Origin of the sequence: Alteromonas macleodii, assembly GCF_903772925.1 — a bacterium.
GTDB lineage: Bacteria > Pseudomonadota > Gammaproteobacteria > Enterobacterales > Alteromonadaceae > Alteromonas > Alteromonas macleodii_A.
Genome location: NZ_LR812090.1, coordinates 583,703 through 604,574, shown reverse-complemented (window position 1 = coordinate 604,574; position 20,872 = coordinate 583,703). Strand labels below are relative to the sequence as shown.

Below are 20,872 nucleotides of genomic sequence, written 5' to 3'. Positions count from 1 at the left end.
TTATTTAAGTGTAAGAACAACGCTATATCCTTTCGCCGAAGAGTCCATTTCACCATGGTTGCCCTGAGTATCCTGTGTAATAACTTTTTTGTGTGAATACCCCCATTCTAGCTTCGCACATAGCTTATCAATAAGCTTTAAACCTATCCCAAAACCGCCATCTAACCCACTATTAGGCGTAATCGATAGCGAGGCATTTTCATCTTGCTCTAAACCTTCTTCTTCGTTAAGTACAGTAAGCGTTGCACCTGAAAGTGTGATTGTGACATTGCCTTGCTGGGTATGTTGGTAAGCATTTCGAATAACGTTGCCTATCACTATTTCGCTTGCTGTTTTTGGTAGCAACAATGCACATTCGTTCAAGTTTAGCTGTACGTTTACGTCCTTCCCTGAAAGCAAATACATTAAGTCTTGGCTAAGCGCCTCAACCATGGCTTTTAGATCAACGCTCTCTTTAGGCAGCGCAGTCTCTTCATTTCTTCCTAGCCAAAGTAAAGTTTCCGTCAAATCCGCCATGGTTTTTGAGGCGTGATCCACCCGCGCTAGAGCGTTGTTGCCTTTGGTATTCCCACTATCTATCACTCTATGCAGCAAAGCCGCACTGCTTCTAATAACGGCAATGGGCGTTCTAAGCTCATGGCTGGCGTGATTAACAAACTCCCGCTCTCGGTTAAGCGTAGTGCGTACGTTTTGCAAGCTACCGTGAATTATCGCCGCAAGCGCGTTAAGCTCTTTGTAGCGAAACTCAGGAATAGGCTTATCGAGCTCTTTCTCATCAAGAGAGGCAGCCCAGCGCTGTAATGACTCTATGGGGCGGGATACGCTGCGCATTAAAAATAGAAGCGCGACAGAAAACGAAATAAGCGCGATAACCCCGACTGCCGCGCTGTAAACAACATGGTTAATGCGGAATTTTTTATAATCCTCAGGAGGCGGTGCCCTAAAGGTTTGCGATACGTAACGCGTTTCACCATTGCCTAAAGTAACCATTAAAGCAAAATGCGCCCAAGTCGGGCGGGTAAGCCAGTTAGGTTTATTTATGTTTTTTTTCAGGGCAAATGGCGTGAAACTATCTTGAGGAAAGCTCTGTTTTATTTCATCGGGCAAATCATCGTAATTTGCGTATACATGTAAATCTAGGATTTGCGCATGATTACTGTTATCAAGCTCTGCACTTTGTGCCGCTCGAACCATGGTATTTCTCAGCATGCCGTCCATACCATCGAAAAAGCTATCGCTGCTCTGTATAGAAAAAAGCACAATGACTATGGTAGCTAAACTCAGTAACGACCATAAGACATAGCGCCTTAAGCTAATGCGAAGGCCGTTTACCATTGGTCAGTGTCCTTATTTTTGTTTAGCGACAACGTGTTACCCAAGCCCTCATTTGCCATTTGCTCAGCTTTTAAGGCAACGCAAAACCCTGCGCCCGGTACAGCTTTAATTTCTATGTTTGCGTTAGCTTGAACGAGTGATTTACGCAAATTGTGAAGGTGGACTTTTAGCGCATTACTCTCGGGCGCGTCTTCTCCCCACACCGCATCAAGTAACCGCTGTCGAGGCATAACTTTCCCTTGTTGCTGCAATAAGGATTTTAGCAGGGTAAAGCCCGTAGGACTTAGCTTAATAGGCGTGCTATCAACACTTGCCAACTCGCCACCTAATTCTAAACTTACATTGCCGAAGTTTAGCCTCTTCACTTGCGATGAGCGCCTATGCGCCAACACTGAGACTCGTGCAACGAGTTCAGGCATATCAAAGGGCTTTACTAAATAATCATCAGCCCCCTTTTGAAACCCTTCGAGCTTATTTTCTAGCTGGTCTCGGGCGGTAAGCATGATAATAGGTGTATCGTTGCCGTCACCGCGTACTTTTTCGCATACGCTTAAGCCATCAAGCCTTGGTAAATTGATATCTAAGACCACAACGTCATACGGATTATTTTGAATAAACGTTAGTGCTGCCACGCCATTAGCGGCGTGGTCACATACCATATCTTCAAGTTCTAAATAGTCGATAATATTGCCCGCCAGGCCCATATCATCTTCCACTAGTAACACGCGGATCATTAACCGTACTCTCCGTTAAGGGTTTAACAAAATACCTTGCCATTAAACGGCTTACATCTTCATAAATTAACAGTAATGCCGGAATTAATAAAAGCGTGATAAGGGTGGCAAACAAAATACCGTAACCCAAAGACGCCGCTGCCGGAATTAGGAACTGCGCCTGTACCGAGGTTTCCCCCAATATGGGATATAAACCTACAAAGGTAGTAATTGACGTTAAAAGCACAGCACGTAAGCGACTGGTGCATGCTTCAACTACCGCTGCATTCGCAGGCATACCATTCTCACGTAAAGCATTAAATCGCGAGACCAATAACAAGCTATCGTTAACTACCACGCCGCTAAGTGCCAATATGCCGTTTAACGAAAGTAGGCTTATCATAAGGCCATTTGACCAGTGTCCGATAATGGCTCCCACAATACCAAAGGGAATTGCAGTCATGATAATAAGCGGCTGCACATAGGATTTAAGTGGTATCGCTAATAATGCAAATATAGACAGCAAAGCCAAAATGAACACGCTTTGCATTGAGCTTTGTGTTTCCGCTTGTTGTTCAGCCTCACCGGCAAAGTAAAGCGATAAGTCTTGGTATTGGCGTTCCAACTGAGGTACAAACTCGCTATTAAGATAGTTAACCAACTCTGTAGAAGTAATAACATCGCTATCCACCGACGCACTTACTGTCAGGGCACGTAAGCCATCAATACGTACAACCTGTTTTTCTTGTACATCTTGAATAACATTCGCCACTACAGAAAGTGGTACCACTGTGCCATCGTCTAGGCGCACTTGGGTATTCATTACATCTGACGGATTCATCCTATCTTTTTCTGGATAACGCACCCTGACTTTTACTTCATTTTTATCTCGCAAATAGCGCTGAACAATTTCACCGCCGAATGCTTTTAGAAGTTGCTGCGACAAACTTTGCGTATTTAACCCCAAAGCTCGCCCTTCGGGGGTAAGTTCAAAGCGCATCATGGCTTCGCCGGGTGTAAGCGAACTTTCTACGGCATATACGCCATCAATATTGTTAAGCGCCTCAACAAAAGCATCGTTGGCGGCTGTTAGCGTATCATCGTTGATGCTTTTAATTTCAACGTTGAACCCGTCGACCATTTCTCGTCGCGAGCGTATTTTTAAGCTTTTTACGCCTTCTAAGCTGCCAGTTAAGGCATTCCAGCGTGAAGAGAGTTCATCTAACGAATAAGGCGAGTCTTCATCAAGGGAAATAGTAATAGTACCGCTTTGATCGCCACTTGCCGTCACCTGTAAACTACTAATACCGCTTTCATCTGCGCCGCTTTCTTGGGTTAGTTGGCGATCTGCTTCAAGCGCATTTTTCTCTAGCAGCATTAAGTTGCGTTCGTTTTGCCCGTAGCTAGCATCGCTATAAAGCGACATATTGGCCGAAACAGTATCACCTTGCATACTGGGGAAAAAGCTTACTCGTACTGCACCCGTTAGCGGTAAACTAACAACGAAGATAAATAGCGCGATAAACAATAAAACGGCTGCATAGCGGTAGGCTACAGTGACTTTCAACAAGCGTTGATAGACTCGATAGTTAAACCATTGAAGTCCACCATCTGCTTTTTGCTGCACTTTATTCCACAGGCCGCCTATCCCCTTGTGGGTTTTCTGTTTGGTTGGCAGGTGGGCTAAATGCGAAGGTAGAATTAGCTTTGATTCCACCACCGACAGCAGTAAACACAAAGTAACGATAGTGCCAAACTGCGAATACAAGGTACCTAAGCCGCCCGATACGTTCGATAGCGCGAAGAAGGTTGCTACCGTGGTCAACACCCCAAACAGTGTGGGCACCGCCACTTTATGTGTACCTAAAATAGTGTTTTGAAGCGTATCGCCGTGCTGTTTTCGCGTGGCGTAAACGCTCTCTCCAACGACTACAGCATCGTCCACTACAATGCCGAGGGCCATTATAAAGCCGAACGTGGTCATCTCGTTTAACGTCATGCCCGTGTAGCTATCGGTCATGAAGTACAAAGTGCCGAAGAAAATAAACGGCAAGCCAGCCGCCACCCAAAATGCCACACGCAAATTAAGAAACACAGCAAGGGTAACAAACACCAACACAATACCCATTAGTGCGTTACTGGTAAGCAATTCCAAGCGCTCGGTAATAAGCGTGCTTTTGTCATACCAGGTTTCGAGTTCGACACCTTGAGGTAGTAAACCTTTATCATGCCACGCATCCACTACCTCGTGAGCCTGCTGCACCATTTTCGTTACATCGCCGTATTCATCCATAAGCACCTGAATACCATACCCATTGGTTCCGTTGTAACGGGCCAAGTGGTAGCTGTCATCGGCAAACATATCGCGTACCGTCGCCACATCGCCAACGGAAAGTATTACGCCACTGGTATCGGTAATAAGGGGAATGTCAGCAAAATCTTTCGCCCAATAAGACTGCTCAGAGGCTTTTAAACGAATCACTTTTTCTTTGTTACGCAAACTGGTTGTAAGGGCGGTATTAGACTCTTGGTTTACCGCATCTGCCACATCAGATAGCGTTAAACCATAGGCCTGAAGCTTACCCTCGTCTATTTCAATAGACATCATGGGGTCAACAAAACTACCCGCGCTCACTTCCCGAATGTCGTCTTTTGCCAGCAAGTCTCGCTCTAATTGCTCACCTAGGTACTGCAGGGTAGCGTGGTCGACGTCACCATAAAGCTGCACCCAAATAGCATGTTCTTGCCTACGCGCTTTGCTAATAACTGGGTTTTCAGCATCCGACGGGAAGTTAGAAATACTATCCACTTCGGTTTTAATGTCGTTGAAAAGCGTGTCTAGATCGTATTCTGTTTCCTTTTCTACCTGCACACTCGCACCGCTGGCGTTTGAGGTAGACGTGATTCGCTTAATGCCGGGGATGGCCTCTAGCGCGGTTTCAATTTTGATAGCAATCCCTTCTTCGGCTTGCTTGGGGTCGCCGCTATCATATGTCATTGAAATGGTCACGAAGCGCGGCTCCATACTGGGAAACGCCTCTTTACGTATATCGTTCATGGACACCAAACCCAGTACGATAAGACTGACCATCAGTAAGTTGGCCGCCACCGAGTTTTGCGCGAACCAAGCGATAATTCCTCGAGGATTATTTTTGCTATGCTCGCGTCCGTTGCGATTATCACCCTCGTCAAAAGGCCCTCCATTTCGATTATTGGTCATTGGCTTGCCCTCCCGTTTGCCCTTCTACAACAGGCTTAACTTTCGTGTTGATGAGGTAACTGTTTAAGGGGCGCGCAACGACCATCGCTTGACGTACTTCGCTTTCAGGTTCTCGCTCGGCTTCACTGCCCGCATTGCCCCAAGACTCACTTGCAATATTGCCCTTAATATCACTTGCCTTAGGTGGAGTGATGTAGGCATAGCCATCGCTTTCAAAAAGCACTGAGGGAGTAAACTTCGCTAGTTGCCCGGTGGCCGGCATCACCAACCATACTTCTTGTTTTTGTGAAATGGCAGAAGCCGGCAGCTTCCATACATTTTCGAGCTGTCTTCCTTCAATTTCTGCCTGCACAAAGCTACCAAATAAAAGAGGGGTTGCTTGGTCTAATGGATTTTCAATAACCGCAATAGCGTTGCGCTGGCGCGTTGTATCGCTTTGATGCCATTCGGCGCGAACGATATTGGCATTCCATTTATTGCCTGTGGTGGTATCGGTAAGGGTTACCGACCAATTGAGAGGAGTATCATTAGATAGCTGCGCTCCAGAAACCGAAGGTAGCTGAGTCCATTGGCTTGGAGAAAGCCCTATAGCAATCTCGGCAACATCAGTAGAATAAAGTGTTGCGACAGCACTGCCGGCCTGAACAAAGCTTCCCAACGCTATATCACGGCTAACCACCACAGCATTAAAAGGTGAACGTAATGCTGTAAAAGCTAAGTCTCGCTTCGCCGAGTTTACCGTCTGCTCGGCTTCATCCAAGGTTGCTTGCGCAGCTTCTAGCTGTGGTTTTCTCAATACCAATGCGGATAATGGCTCACCGCCAAGCCCTGAACGTGTCCACTCGTCTTTAGCTTGTGCCCCCTGTAAGCGCTCTTCTTCTAGGCTTACTACAGCGGCTTGATAAGTCGCATTAGCACTTGCTAACGCCTGCTGATAGCTGGTGTCATCAATGCGCGCTAAAATTGTGTCACTTTTAACTAGCGCGCCCGTCTTAAAAGCTGGCGATACGTGGGTAACTTGCCCGCTAACCTGTGCGACTAAGCTCAAGCTATCCTGAGGAACAACCTGACCATACCCCTTCACTTTGGCCCTATAGTTGTCGATGGTTACATTGATAACCCCTACTTGAGCCAGTTGAGAATCAACACTTTGCTCGTCTTTTTGGGTGCGATAAGTAGTGCTATCTGCAGATAGCCTTTCACCTGCTTCGTTGGCTACTTCCGTCTCGCTTTCTCTTGGTGGACGACGCATAGCGCTTTCGGCCAGTTCTCCTTCAGGTGGCCTTTCCCCCCTTGTCGGTCTCGTTGCTGCAACGCCACCTTTCAATTGCTCAGCATCATCGGGTAATTGCGAAGATGGTGGCGCTGACTTAGGCGCCCCCTGCGACCGAGCGCCAGGATGCTGAGCCCCCATATTCATCATGGTATACATGACTGCCAGCGCAATACTCGCAGCCGCAATTAAGGTTACAATAATTCGTTTGTTTCTCATTGTGACACTCCAAGGCCAAGGGCTAGGCCTAAGTCAATTCGGTTTTGTAATTTTTGGGCGTTAAGCTCAATAGCTTGAGCTTGTAAGTCAAAGCGCGTGTCATACACAGAAAGTAAATCCAAGATATCAGCCAAACCTTGTCGATATTGACCTTCAATGGTAGTTACACTTCGCTCTGCATTGGCGAGCGCCACATTTGTGTGGCCAATTCGCGCGCTGTAGGCAGTCTCACTATCTAGTGCGTTTTGGGTTTCCTGCACTGCAGTTAATAGCGTTTCGCGATACTGCCACCAAGCATTTGCTGCGGTAAGCTTTGCGTCTTCAATTTGCGCCCTTAACGCGCCCCCCTGAAAAAGAGGTGCCGTCATCTGTCCAAGTAATGTCCATACAGGGTTTGTAAACAAAGCTTGAGAGGGTGTAGAGGCTGTATCAGATAGCGATGCCGATAAACTGATGCTAGGCAGCAAAGCTTTATAGGCCACATCAACTTCAAACTCTGTTGCTTGTATCGTATAGAAGGCCGCTTGAAGGTCGGGTCTGCGGGCAAGGTCTTGTTTTGGTAAATTAGCAAGCGGCAATAAAACATCTGGGAAATTTACCTGCGTATCAAGCTCGCTTAGCGATTGATCCTGCCTGCCTAGAAGCACTGCCAATGTGCGCTTTGCTGATAAAAAAGCATTTTCATATTGAGCAATGGATGCACGGGTATTTGCGCTGCTTGTACGCGCGGTATCTAAATCGTCTAGGCTTCCTAGCCCGGTGCGATAACGCATTAAAATCACTGCTTCATTATTTTCTAGTACCGATAACCGAGCCTGTTCAATATATAGTAATTGCTGTTGAGTGAGCACATCGATATAGCTTCTTATTACGCTGGCTACCAGTGAGTCTCTAGCCGATTGATAACTAGCTCTGGCACTTGCTGCATCGAGGTTTGCGGCACTTATGCCATCGCTAATTTTTTGCCACAGATCCAGCTCCCAACTAACGTTTAAACTTGTGCTATAGCTTGGGTTGTTTAGCTGACTACTTGTATCTGTATTCGCGCCCGTACTAGTCGATGAACTGCTGCCTGTAGTTTCACTTTTTGATGACGAAAAGCTTGCGTCGACATTCAGGTTTCTGTCTGCTTTTGCACTATCAATGGCAACTTGTGCTTTACGAAGTGTAATTAGCGATTGCTGCAGGTTTGCATTGGAAGACAGAGCTTCTTCAATAAAGTCTGCTAGGTGCGGCAGCTGATTGAGGTCTATGATGTCGGTTAGCGCAGTATCTGAATTTAACATTAGGGTTTGCGCCGAAGCTTGCTGCTGCGCTTGCGACTGCCACACAACATCATTCCCCGTTGTTAGGGATGCAGATTCGCTCAACGCTCTGTCATCAGTACTTGTGCATGCAGACAATAAAATACAAAGGGTAACAATGTTTACCGTCAGTTTTGCCTTGCCCATAATTTATGCCTATTGCTTGGCGCATAGCCTACTTTTAAAGGCCTATACGCAACTTTTTTAATTAACTGACGCTAGTATTTCAAACACGGGGTTAAGGCAGGGTTAAGGCTTAGAAAAACCTAGAAAGGTACAAAAGAGGTAGAATGGCAAGAAAAGAAAAGGCCAGCGCTATACAGCGCTGGCCTTTAATTCGTATTTAGTGTGAAAACAACAGCTTTATTAGATAGCCGCTGGTGAAAAGATCCAGAGCTTATTCATCATCTTCAACAAGGGTCATTAGTGATGTGTTACCACCTGACGCCGTTGTATCAATACTGATAGCTTTTTCAGTCATCAAACGCTGAATAAGGTTATCGTTATACTCAGCCGTGATTACTGGCAAAATAGCCCCTTCACGTGACGAGAGCATTGCAGTAATACGCGCGGTACGATCAGTACCAGAATCGACCACTACGCCAGACAAGTCCTCATCCATCAACAAGGTATCTAAATGCGCTAGACGTGCCACTTGGAACAAGCCTTTCGGTGCTCCCGTTGATTCAAACTTGTTCTGAATCTCTACTGCTTCTTCGTAGAAAATTTCAGAAACCACCGATACTACCGGGTTACCCGTTGATAGCGCCGTCACAATTGACAACAACCAGTATTCAAAGGTTACCTCTTTATCGGCGAAACATACCAAGATACCGCGGGGCTCTAGATAGAGTTTGTTTGACTCACCTGTAGGCCCTGGCAATACCTGCGGCTTGGCAAGTTTGCGTTCAACACTGGTTAGCTGTTGACGCGCCGTTGCAAGCGTACGGTTTAAGTCGTCAGCCAGCTCGTCAACAATGTCTACTTTCGCAATTTTTGCTAAAAGCTGACGTACCATGGAAATGCGGTCATTAAGCGGCGTATGACGCCACTGTACTTCCACCGCTTTTGCCTTGTCCATCATGACGTGGGCACGCTCAGCAATTTTTTCATCACCTACAAGCGCTGCATCGGTACCGTCCACATCGTCAATGCGCGAAGGCTTAGGCGTTGCGCGTTCCATCATTAAGCGAGGTAGATAGTTTGGACCACCCGCTTTGGGGCCTGTGCCAGAAAGGCCACGGCCACCAAAGGGCTGTACGCCAACAATAGCACCAATCATGTTGCGGTTAATATATACGTTACCCGCGCGGCTTTTCGCAGCAAGCTCGTTAGCACGTTCTTCAATTCGCGAGTGAATGCCCATAGTCAGACCGTAACCTGTACCGTTAATTTGCTCTAGTACACCATCGAGGTCTTTCGACTTAAAGCGAACAATGTGCACCACTGGCCCGAACACTTCTTTTTCAAGCACATCAATGTTTTTGATTTCATACAAAGTCGGCGCAAAGAAAGTACCGTTTTCAAAACCTTTTGGCATTTCGTTGCGATAAAGCAACTTAGCTTTGTCTTTCATGTAATCTTGATGATCAGTAAGGCTCTTAAGCGCTTTTTCATCAATCACAGGGCCAACGTCGGTGGCAAGCTGTGTTGGGTCGCCAACGGTAAGCTCTTTCATGGCACCGATTAGCATATCGATAAGGTCATCAGCAATTTCTTCTTGTACAAACAAGACGCGAAGTGCTGAACAGCGTTGACCAGCACTCTGGAAACCCGAATGAATAACATCATCAACCACCTGCTCTGGCAATGCGGTTGAATCAACTATCATACAGTTTTGGCCGCCCGTTTCTGCAATGAGGGGTACCTGCTCACCACCACGCTCTGCAAGCACCTGTGAAATTAAGGTACCGGTTTGCGTTGAGCCTGTGAACATAACAGCTCTAATGCGCTCATCTGGTAGCAGGGTTTCACCCACTTCTTTACCTGGTGATACGATAAGCTTCAGTGCGTCTTCCGGTAAGCCTACCGAATGCATAATATCTACCGCTCGCTTGGCAACCATGCTGGTTTGCTCGGCGGGCTTGGCAATAACGGTGTTACCTGTTACCAGTGCAGCCGTAACTTGACCCAAGAATATGGCCAGTGGGAAATTCCAAGGGCTGATACAAAGCACAACACCACGCGGCTTTAAGCGCTGATCTTCAGCAAGCTCTTCGGCGCGCGCAGCATAATAGCGACAAAAATCAACCGCCTCGCGCACTTCATCAATACTGTCTTGAGCCACTTTACCGGCTTCACGCATACAGATAGCGATAAGCTCAGCCATGTGACGCTCAAGTGCATCAGCAGTACGATTAAGAATTTCAGCACGTTCGCTGACATCGCGTTTAGACCATGCTTCAAACCCAGCGTCAGCTTCATCTAGCGCCTTACGCATGTCATCAGGTTTTGCATAGTAGTGATAACCCACCACGTCATTGTGGTCTGTTGGGCTAAGTACTGCTGTTGCACCCTCTGGTACTTCACCCTTTACTTTGTAGTAATCCTGCCAGCGCTCAAGCTCGTGTTTAAGCGCCGTTACCGCATTGGTGTCGGTAAGATCTAAGCCTCGCGAGTTGTCGCGCTCTGGCGCATACAACCCACGTGGGGTTTTAATTAGCTTGTTATAACGAACTTTCAAACGTTGAGTTTTCTCTACTGGGTCTTCAAGTAACGCTTCAACTGGCTTTTCATCATCAACGATAGCGTTAACGAATGATGAGTTCGCACCATTTTCAAGAAGACGGCGCACCAAGTAAGCCAATAGGTCTTCGTGTTCGCCAACTGGCGCATACACGCGGCACTGAATCTTATCCTGTGTTACCACCTGATCGTACAGGGTATCGCCCATGCCGTGCAGACACTGAAACTCAAAACCTTCTTTGTCGTCACCAGCAAGCTCAACAATCACAGACGCTGTGTAGGCATTGTGAGTGGCAAACTGCGGGTAAATGGTGTCGCGATACTCAAGTAAGCGATTCGCACAGGCATGGTATGACACATCTGTTGACGACTTACGGGTAAATACAGGGAACTCTTCAAGGCCCGCTTGTTGGGTAAGCTTAATCTCAGTATCCCAATAGGCACCTTTAACCAAACGCACCATTAGCGGACGACCTACCTCAAGGGTAAGTTCACGTAAGTGTTCTATAACGTGGATTGCGCGTTTTTGGTAGGCCTGTACGGCCAAGCCAAAGCCTGTCCAACCATTTAAATCTTCGTCGCGAAATACGGCTTCTATGATATCTATAGAAAGCTCAAGACGGTCGGCTTCTTCCGCATCAACGGTTAAGCCAATATCGTATTCTTTCGCCATCATACACAAGGCTTTTAAGCGCGGTGGAATGTCAACCATGGCCCGTTCGCGGTGAGAAAACTCAAAGCGAGGATGAATAGCAGAAAGTTTTACAGAAATACCTGGCGAGCGCTTTGGTCCGCGACCATTGGCCGCCTTACCGATAACTTTAATCGCTTTTTCATATGACTCATAGTAGCGATCAGCGTCAGCCATTGTCCGGGCTGCTTCACCTAGCATATCGTAGGAGTATACGTAGCCTTTAGTTTCCTTTTCTTTAGCGCGCTCTACCGCATCTTCAATGGTTTCGCCCATAACAAATTGGCGACCCATAACACGCATAGCAATGTTCATTGCGCGGCGGATAACTGGCTCACCTAGGCGACCTAGCGTTTGCTTTAGCAAACCAAACTGTTCTTTTTTGCGCTTGTCGGCATAGTTCACCATGTTACCGGTGAACAATAAGCCCCAGGCAGATGCATTAACAAATAAAGATTCTGAATTGCCTAAGTGCGGTGTCCACTGCCCTTGAGACAGCTTGTCACGAATAAGTTCATCTTGCGTAGCTTTATCTGGTACGCGTAGCAAGGCTTCAGCCAAGCACATCAATACCACACCTTCTGCTGTAGATAGCGAGTATTCATTTAATAGTGCATCAACACCACCGTGTCCCTCTTGCTCCCGGCGAATTTGAAGTACCATCTTACGTGCGCGTTCCCATGCACGACTTCGCGCACGCGGGTTGACCTCGGCGATAGGAAGAATCTGGTCCACAGCCACTGACTCACTAATACGATAGTAGTCTCTTATACGCTGGCGTAGGGGTGATGTTGTATGAAGTGTGTCGTTAATGAGCATTGCAACCCTTTCATAGAAATAGCTGTAACAAAAAGCGTTCCCGCCGTGTATGACTGCCCACGGTTACATGGAAGCGGCTAAATAACAAGCAAAGTCGTAACCCTGCATTGACCTGTCGTTCTTCTTTAAACTTTATACTTTTGGATGAAGATCACGACGGGGCCAAAATTTCGCGGATAGTAGCACACAAAAATGCCCTGCCAAGCCCCCACTATCAAAGTTTTTCATTTTCTCTGTCAAGCTACGTATTCATTGCGTTAGGTGACATTTTACATGTCGCTGAATCGTCTCTGCTTTTTACTTTTCATCAAAAGAAACGATAGTCACGCCTGGTTGCGAGTATTTGTCCATCTCAGAGAGCGCTGTTGGCGCACCTTCAAGTGAAATTATCTTTCCAATCAGTGCTTGGGGGTTCAGCTTTTTCGCTGTGATCATGCCAAACATGGCCTCGTAGCGATACGCCTGCATACCGTGACTACCTATCACTTCAAGCTCGTGTGCTACAACCGCATCCATAGGAATGGGCGGCGTCGATTGTTCAGCTAAAAGCAGACCAACCTGTACATGTTTACCGCGCATTCTTAGGCTATTTACCGAGTTTACACAGGTGATGGGATTTCCTAATGCATCAATTGACACATGCGCACCGCCTAATGAGAGGCGCTTAATTGTCGCAGACACATCCTTTTCATTTTTAGCATTTATCACTACATCAGCGCCTAATTTTTGTGCCAATGCTAATGCGTCGTCTGAAATATCGACGGCAATAACGTTGGCACCAATACTTGATGCAATCATCACAGCGGATAGCCCAACGCCACCGCAGCCATGAACAGCAACCCATTGCCCAGCGCTCACATTACCTTGATCAACCACTGCCCTAAACGATGTAGCAAAACGGCAACCCAAACTAGCTGCAGTCACGAAGTCTATTTCTTCAGGAAGGTGGACCAAGTTAACATCACCAAAGTCGATTTCTACGTATTCTGCGAACGAGCCCCAGTGAGTAAAGCCCGGCTGTGTTTGGTTGCCGCATACTTGATGATTACCCGAAGAGCATTCTGAACATCTTCCACACGCACTAATGAAAGGAACTGTCACTTTATCGCCTGCTTTGAATCGCTTTACGTCGCTTCCAACGGACTCTACAACGCCAGCAAATTCATGACCTGGTACATGAGGTAAACTTATTCCATCGTCATGCCCCATCCAACCATGCCAATCGCTGCGGCACACACCTGTGGCTTTTACACGAATCACTACCCCGTGAGATTTAGGCGTGGGCTTCTTTACGTCCTGAATATTTAATTTTCCGCCAAACGTTTCAAATACTACTGCTTTCATAATTACGGCCCTTTTAAAAATATGTTCAATAAACACCCAAAGACAATTGTAAAGATTACGCTAATAGTTAAGAAATAACCTTGCTTTTTGCTTGGTCTAAGCTGTTAAAATTGAAAGAAGCTTTTAAATGGTGTCAAATAAAAGAAAGAACCTGCCAAATTGAGCGTAGAGAAATGCATGGATAATGTTGATAAGAAAATTTTAGCGCTGCTTCAGCAAGACGGAAAACTTTCAAATGCCAAACTGGCTGAAATGCTAAATATGAGTGAAACCCCGTGTTGGAGGCGCGTAAAGCGATTAGAAAGCGAGGGGTACATCGAGAACTACCAAGCGAACTTAAACAAACGTAAATTAGGCTATGGCGTGTTGGCATTTGTCCAGCTCACCTATATTGCTCATGACACAAAAACGACAAATGATTTTATTGATATTATTCAACGGTGCGACAATGTATTAAGCTGTCACAATACCACTGGTGGCGCTGACTTTTTGCTACAAGTGGTAGCGAAAGACTTAGACGATTACGGTCACTTTGTAGATAGTGTATTACGAAAACTACCGGGCATATCAGATATTTCATCAAGCATTTCGCTAAGAGAACTTAAGTCATCAAATCGACTCCCACTCGCTAACTGAGCGAGTGTTGAACACCTATAGATTATCCCAGCGCGACGGGCCACACATTTACGCCCGTCTCTCCACAAAGGCAATTGCGAATATTCATGCTCTGCCTTTTCGTCTTCACAAGGCATGCTTATTTTAAGCTAGGCTTTAAAGTAGAAAATAAAAAACCGTCTACACTATAAAAAAACAAAAATATAAGTAGATAGGTATTTGCCAATGTGGTTACGAAAATTTAGTTTAATTCAACGTTTGGGCATTATTGTTGCCCTAATTACTCTGCTGTTTTTATTGCTAACCGCTGTTGTCTTAAACAGGCACTATGAAGCTTTAAAACAAAAGTCCTATGACGAAAACCAACACTTGGTTGAAGTAGTTCACACTATGCTCGCTAGCTTCGAAGCGCGTAGCGACGTAGACGAGGCTACGGCTAAACAACAGGCGTTAGCAGCGGTAAAGAAGCTGCGATATGACGGCAGCAATTACTTTTGGATCCAAGACCAAACCCCCTCTATGGTTATGCATCCCATTAAGCCGGCGCTCGATGGTAAAGACCTAAGAACATTTAAAGACGGAAACGGCAAAGCCTTTTTTATAGAAATGGCGCAGAAAGTTAAAGCGCAAGGGGACGGCTTTGTCGATTACGTGTGGCCTCTTCCCGGCGAAGAAACCCCTACTGACAAAATTTCTTATGTAAAAGAATTTAAACCGTGGGGCTGGACTGTCGGTTCAGGAATCTACCTTACAAACCTTGAAGAAGAGTTCGCGCACCTTCGCAACCTAATCTTGGTATTTTGCCTAGTGAGCATTGTATTAGTTGTATTGCTGGTTTATGTGATAGGCGGAAGCATAGTAAAGCCTGTCCAAGAAGTGTCTGAACGGATGAAAGATATTTCTCAGGGAGAAGGCGACCTCACTCGCTCTCTTCCTGAAACTGGGCAAGACGAAGTTACTCGGTTAGCCCGCTACTTTAACGAGTACACCGATAAAATGCGTCAATCTTTGCTGGGTATTCGCGAAAATATCAGCTCTCTTACCCAGCAAGCTGAACTCGTAGAGACGTCCAGCCAAAATAGTAATGCACAAGCGCAAACACAAAACGAGAATATGCTGCAGGTTGCTGCAGCAATGGAAGAAATGACAACGCAGATTAACGATGTCAGCAGTAATGCGGATTCTGCAGAAAAGAGTACAAGTCGTGCCCGAGGGAACGTTCAAAACGGTGCAGCAGTGGTGGATAGTACAGTACAAGATATCCGCTCGTTGACCTCTGATATAGAGAGCGTGAGCACCGTGGTGACTGAACTTGCTGCACAAACAGACAGTATCGGAGCTGTGCTTGACGTAATTCGAGGCATCGCGGAACAAACCAACTTACTCGCACTTAATGCCGCTATTGAAGCCGCTCGAGCCGGTGAACAAGGAAGGGGCTTTGCCGTAGTAGCAGATGAAGTTCGCACCTTGGCAAGTCGAACCGGACAAAGTACTGATGAAATTCAAGCTATGATTGAAAAGCTGCAGAGTAACGCGAAAAGTGCGGTAGACGCAGTACAAATCAGTCAGTCTGCGTCAACCAAAACGGTAGACAATGCCATACAAGCGAACCAGAACCTTCAGGAAGCTGACCGCCTGATGACGGAAATTGCGGATATGAGCAGTGAAATTGCCCGAGCCACTGAACAGCAGGCGGAAGCCGCCACTGAAGCAAATGTGCGAATAAATGCGTTGTCGGGTGCTGCTGATAGTAGTTTGAAAACAGCAGATGAACTGGCAGCTGCAAGCCAAGCACTTAAAAGCAGTTGTCTGGCAATTATGGATATAGCAAACCGTTTTAAGCTGTAAACCTCTTTTCGACCGCGGCCTAGAGAGCCCGCGAATCAATTCGCGCATGTTCAGGCCGCTCATACCTTTCTTCATGTCCTTTCCTTGCTTTAACTCGAACTTCAAATGCGATTATTTTCGATACTAAGAACGAAACTTTGTAGCATTTAGACGCTCTTAAACCATTAGTGACAAGCTCTGCCTGTGGAACAAAAGGCCTGAGTGCATTACACTCAGAATCACATTAAGTGGCCGAGTGCCGATTTCTTCTAGGTAATCGGCTATGCTATCGCAATGTGGCAATGGCTTAAGCGCTTGTAACGTTAGACGCGTATCAAATCAAGGAGTTGAATATGAGTAGTGGTTCTAAGGGGAAGCCTATTTTACTATGGGTTGCCGGTTTTTTCGTGTTGCTATTCTTGGTGTACTTTTTGTTCGCCAACACCATTATAAAATCTATTCTTGAATCAAAATTAGGGGAATCATACGGCGCCGAAGTTAATATTGACGAATTCGACCACTCTCTTTTCCCCACTACCGTTACCCTAAAAGGCATCGCGCTAACCAACCCAACCAAGCCATCTCACAACCAAGTTTTTGTAGGTGAAGCTAATGCGGACGTCGAGTTAAAGCCACTGCTTGATGATCAGGTTATTGTTAATAACCTAAACCTTTTAGAAGTACAGTTTGATACCAAGCGTGAGTCAGAAGGTGAAGTTTATCGCGTTCCAGAGCGCTCACTGTCGTTCGATGAAATCAAAACGAAAGCGAAAGAGGCCGTGCCTACGGTTGATGAACTACTTGCACGCAACCCGCTAAAAACGACCGCAGCCATCGAAAATGCCAAGTCTGCCTACGAAACGTATGGCAAAGGCCTTAAAGATGATTATGAATCTTTGCCTGATAAATCGCGCATTGAGTACTACAAAACGCAGGTCGCTCAGCTAAAAGAAACAAACTACAAAGACCCGCAGGCACTGGTTCAAGCGAAGTCAGCATTCGATAAGCTGAAAGAAGAAATGCAGGTAGACCGCGCGCTTATTAGCAACTTCACTGAAAAGGCTAGCGATGCAAAACAGGCCTTAAGTGCAAGTGTTGAAGCGCTCAAAAAAGCACCTCAGGAAGACTATGCTTTACTTAAAGGTGTTATTGCTGGCGATCAGGCCGCCCTTTCTCAGGTAACCTATTTTGTATTTGGCGATAAAGCAGCGGAATACACCGAATACCTGATGGCGGCGATGCAAATAGTTATGCCGCTTATACAGGGCGAAGAAAAAAGCGAAGCGCCTGCTGACGTACCCTCAATTTTAGTAAAAGAGGCTAATGTCTCTGTACTATGGCAAAACGAATCTATCACGAGCAAGTGGAACAATATTACTAACGTTCACGAAGTATTTGGTAACCCTACCACCTTCACCATTGAAGCGGCTGGCGATTTATTAAAGTCGTTTACCTCTAGCGGTGAGTTTTGGATTGACGGTGAAGGTGTTGATGCTAGCCAGGTATGGGAGCTAGCCGGTGTGAATATGTCTGACATTACATTTAGCGGCAATGAAACACTAAATGCTGTGCTTAAATCGGCGCTAATGAAAACCAATGGCTCGATGAAAGTCACTGATAACATGCTTACCGGTACCGGCGAAGTCGACCTACAGCAGCTTGTTATGGAAGCCACTGGCACCAGTGATATTACCAGCGCGATCGCGCAGGCACTGCAAACCTTAAGTAGTCTGAACATGACCATGTTGCTTGATGGCACCCTTTCAGACCCTGGCTTTAACATCAAGTCTGACCTTGACAATAAACTTGCAAAAGCAGCACTTTCGCAGCTTACTGCTAGTCAGAAAGATAGACTAGACGAGTTAAATACTAAGCTCAACAATATGATAAGTAGCGAGCAGTCCCTTCTATCTGGTGAGCTTGTTGACGTAAACAGTATGCTTAGCGCAGCCCAAGGTGACAGTGCAGCCCTTCAGGAACTACTTCAAGCTCAGCTTAACAACGTTGTCGAGCAGCAAAAAAGTAAACTGTTTGATAAATTGAAGGGTAAATTTGGTCAGGGTGAATAATGCACCTTTGACTCGGCGCTGCTTCGCGGCATAATACAACACAGCAGAGGCATAGCGCCTCTGCTTTTTTTCCGCTTAACCATATTGTCAGGTGAATCTGTGTTACAAGGTAAATGGCTTCCCATTGTGTTAATAGTACTTCTTGGTCTATTGCAATACAGACTATGGTTTGGAAAAAATAGTATTCCCGATTACTTCAACCGAAAACAAGAAGTTCATACACAAGCCCTTCAAAACGCGAATCTTGCTCAGCGCAATGCGTTACTTAAAGCTGATATCAGCGATTTAAAAATTGGACTAGAAGCCATTGAAGAAAGAGCGCGAAATGAACTCGGTTTGATTAAAAAGGGAGAAACCTTTTACCGTATTTTGCCCGCAGATGCTAAGTGAATAAAATGACATCGCCCCGCGTTGTTGCGGTTATCCCCGCAGCCGGAGTTGGCAGCCGCATGAAAGCCGACCGTCCCAAACAGTACCTTACCTTAAACGGTAAAACCATTCTTGAACACACCATAGACGCATTGTTAACCCATCCGTTAGTTGACGAGGTTGTGGTGGCCATCAGTCCAGGCGATGCATACTTCGATACCTATGGACTGAGGGAAAAACCAATTCATGTGGTAGACGGTGGCAAAGAACGGGCAGACAGCGTACTTAGCGGCATCATGTCTTTGGGCGAGAATGACTGGGCTTTAGTGCATGATGCAGCCCGCCCCTGTATTGAAAAGAACGACATTTCAGCGCTTATTGCCTTAACAGACAATGAGTCGGTTGCCGGCGGTATTCTGGCAACCCCCGTTAGAGACACTATGAAGCGAGTTGCGCTTGATACGAATACCGACACCAATATCATTTCTCACACCGAGGACAGAGATGGCCTGTGGCACGCGCTAACGCCACAGTTCTTTCCCGCAACACTTTTAAAGCAAGCCCTTCAGGAAGGTTTAGCGAAAGGTGCAGCGATTACTGACGAGGCGTCGGCTATGGAGCTTGCTGGCTACAAAGTAGCTATGGTTAATGGAAGCCCTGCTAATATAAAAATTACCCACCCAGCCGACCTTCCTCTGGCAGAATTCTATCTTAAGCAAAAATTTAACGCGCAAGGCGACAATCTGCAAAGCCAAAGCGCGCAAGATCAAAAGGCAAATTTATAATGCGAATAGGACACGGTTTTGATGTACACAAATTTGGCGGCGACGGCCCCATCACCATAGGTGGCGTGCGCATCGACTACGAACAAGGCCTTGTGGCACATTCTGATGGCGACGTATTGCTTCATGCACTTTGCGATGCAATGCTAGGTGCGGCAGCACTTGGTGATATTGGCAAGCATTTCCCTGATACAGACGATGCCTACGCAGGTGCAGACAGTCGCGTACTGTTGCGCCACGTTGTGAATGTAGTGAAAGAAAAAGGCTACAAGTTAAGCAATGCCGATATGACGATAGTGGCGCAGGCGCCGAAAATGGCCCCACATATTAAAGCTATGCGCGAGATTATCGCGCAAGACTGTAATGTAGCGCTTGACGACATTAATGTAAAAGCAACGACAACGGAAAAACTCGGTTATACCGGCCGCAAAGAAGGCATTGCCTCTCACGCTGTCGTGCTATTGGAAAAACTATGAAGCCCTTAAACACTGATCACTGGCAGTACTATTTCACAAAGCCTGTATCTACTGGCATATTTAAATTCCAAGCCGACGACTTTCAAGTTGTTGAAGATTTAGGCTATACACCCTGCGGTGAAGGTGAGCACCAATTTGTGTTTATTGAAAAAACCAACACAAATACCGCATTTGTGGCAGAACAGCTTGCGCGCTTCGTTAACTTGCCACTACGCCAAATTACTTATGCTGGTCGTAAAGATAAATACGCAGTAACACAACAGTGGTTTGGCATACATGCCCCAGGCAAACCTGATTTCGATTTTAGCAATTTCGAACTGGAAGGCGTTAAAGTACTCAAACAAATGCGCCATAACAAAAAGCTGCGTACGGGTCAGCTTAAAGGCAATCACTTCACGATTACCTTGCGTCAGGTATTACACCCAGAAGCTATTGAAGAGCGTTTGCAAGAAATTGCAGAGCACGGGGTACCTAATTACTACGGCGAGCAACGCTTTGGTGTAATGCGCTTAAATGATATGGGTGAAGTGCAGCGTGGCGGAAACCTGGTAATGGCCGAACGCATGGTAAATGGTGAAACCATTAGGCACCGTAACAAACGCTCTATGGCACTTTCTGCTTTACGCAGCTGGCTGTTCAATGAAATGCTTTCAACGCGCCTTGAAAAAGGAACATTTGATAAAGTAAACCAAGGCGATGCACTGGTGCTTTCCGGGTCTAATAGCTTTTTCATTAATGAAGGTGCTGAAGGCTCAGAACAGCAACAAGATGCACAACGTCGCTTTACTGCAAAAGACGTGTGCCCTTCAGCGCCACTTTGGGGTAAAGGTGCACTCGTTACGCAAGCTGACGTATTAGCATTGGAGCAGTCTGTTGCTGCGCAAAATAGTGAAGTTATCGATTTTTTAAGTCAATGCGGGTTCGAACAAGAGCGCCGAGCGATAAAAATTTGGCCTTCACAGCTTGAATGGCAGAGTAAGGGTGATACATTTACTATCTCGTTTGCGCTTCCGAGCGGCTGCTTTGCAACCTCGGTCCTTAGAGAATGCGTGGAGACCTTATCCCCCATTAACCGGGTTTAAAAAGTATTGATAAAAGTGTGGCGCGCAACAGATTTTACCTCGCGTAGCT

The 20,872-nt window shown here is 46.2% G+C and carries 14 protein-coding genes; 7 read left to right on the top strand and 7 right to left on the bottom strand.

Features of this window, described 5'->3' with window-relative positions; genetic code table 11:
- The 7 genes from PCAR9_RS02770 to PCAR9_RS02740 form a co-directional block, all read right to left on the bottom strand.
- Positions 1-1,335 carry a sensor histidine kinase gene (locus PCAR9_RS02770; protein WP_179982300.1) on the bottom strand — a complete coding sequence of 445 codons (1,335 nt, stop codon included), beginning with the start codon at positions 1,333-1,335 and terminating at the stop codon, positions 1-3.
- A complete protein-coding gene (locus PCAR9_RS02765; protein ID WP_179982299.1) occupies positions 1,329-2,069 on the bottom strand; it encodes a response regulator transcription factor in 741 nt (246 codons plus the stop codon). The genes PCAR9_RS02770 and PCAR9_RS02765 overlap by 7 nt, the downstream gene beginning before the upstream one ends.
- On the bottom strand, positions 2,041-5,268 hold the full coding sequence (locus PCAR9_RS02760) for an efflux RND transporter permease subunit (protein WP_179982298.1): 3,228 nt from the start codon (positions 5,266-5,268) through the stop codon (positions 2,041-2,043). Before PCAR9_RS02760 ends, PCAR9_RS02765 begins: the two co-directional genes overlap by 29 nt.
- Complete coding sequence (locus PCAR9_RS02755; RefSeq protein ID WP_179982297.1) at positions 5,258-6,760, bottom strand: efflux RND transporter periplasmic adaptor subunit; 1,503 nt, start codon at positions 6,758-6,760, stop codon at positions 5,258-5,260. Before PCAR9_RS02755 ends, PCAR9_RS02760 begins: the two co-directional genes overlap by 11 nt.
- Positions 6,757-8,211, bottom strand: a complete 1,455-nt coding sequence (locus PCAR9_RS02750) for a TolC family protein (protein ID WP_179982296.1) — start codon at positions 8,209-8,211, stop codon at positions 6,757-6,759. Before PCAR9_RS02750 ends, PCAR9_RS02755 begins: the two co-directional genes overlap by 4 nt.
- A 250-nt stretch (positions 8,212-8,461) precedes the next feature.
- Positions 8,462-12,259, bottom strand: coding sequence for a bifunctional proline dehydrogenase/L-glutamate gamma-semialdehyde dehydrogenase PutA (gene putA / locus PCAR9_RS02745; protein ID WP_179982295.1), 3,798 nt, complete (start codon positions 12,257-12,259; stop codon positions 8,462-8,464).
- 297 nt (positions 12,260-12,556) lie between these two features.
- Positions 12,557-13,603 carry a zinc-dependent alcohol dehydrogenase family protein gene (locus PCAR9_RS02740; protein ID WP_179982294.1) on the bottom strand — a complete coding sequence of 349 codons (1,047 nt, stop codon included), beginning with the start codon at positions 13,601-13,603 and terminating at the stop codon, positions 12,557-12,559.
- 177 nt (positions 13,604-13,780) lie between these two features.
- Between PCAR9_RS02740 and PCAR9_RS02735 the strand changes: the two genes are divergently transcribed.
- The 7 genes from PCAR9_RS02735 to truD all read left to right on the top strand — a co-directional run bounded on the left by PCAR9_RS02735 (position 13,781) and on the right by truD (position 20,823).
- Positions 13,781-14,239 carry an Lrp/AsnC family transcriptional regulator gene (locus PCAR9_RS02735; protein WP_179982293.1) on the top strand — a complete coding sequence of 153 codons (459 nt, stop codon included), beginning with the start codon at positions 13,781-13,783 and terminating at the stop codon, positions 14,237-14,239.
- A gap of 204 nt (positions 14,240-14,443) precedes the next feature.
- Positions 14,444-16,066, top strand: coding sequence for a methyl-accepting chemotaxis protein (locus tag PCAR9_RS02730; protein WP_179982292.1), 1,623 nt, complete (start codon positions 14,444-14,446; stop codon positions 16,064-16,066).
- Between the two features lie 332 nt (positions 16,067-16,398).
- A complete protein-coding gene (locus PCAR9_RS02725; RefSeq protein WP_179982291.1) occupies positions 16,399-18,114 on the top strand; it encodes a TIGR03545 family protein in 1,716 nt (571 codons plus the stop codon).
- Positions 18,115-18,213: 99 nt separating this feature from the next.
- Complete coding sequence (gene ftsB, locus PCAR9_RS02720; RefSeq protein ID WP_179982290.1) at positions 18,214-18,504, top strand: cell division protein FtsB; 291 nt, start codon at positions 18,214-18,216, stop codon at positions 18,502-18,504.
- A gap of 5 nt (positions 18,505-18,509) precedes the next feature.
- Positions 18,510-19,268 (top strand): 2-C-methyl-D-erythritol 4-phosphate cytidylyltransferase, encoded by a 759-nt coding sequence (ispD, locus tag PCAR9_RS02715; protein ID WP_179982289.1) that lies wholly within the window; start codon positions 18,510-18,512, stop codon positions 19,266-19,268.
- Positions 19,268-19,741 carry a 2-C-methyl-D-erythritol 2,4-cyclodiphosphate synthase gene (gene ispF, locus PCAR9_RS02710; protein ID WP_269475051.1) on the top strand — a complete coding sequence of 158 codons (474 nt, stop codon included), beginning with the start codon at positions 19,268-19,270 and terminating at the stop codon, positions 19,739-19,741. Before ispD ends, ispF begins: the two co-directional genes overlap by 1 nt.
- Positions 19,738-20,823, top strand: a complete 1,086-nt coding sequence (truD, locus tag PCAR9_RS02705) for a tRNA pseudouridine(13) synthase TruD (protein ID WP_179982288.1) — start codon at positions 19,738-19,740, stop codon at positions 20,821-20,823. The genes ispF and truD overlap by 4 nt, the downstream gene beginning before the upstream one ends.
- Positions 20,824-20,872: the final 49 nt, after the last annotated feature.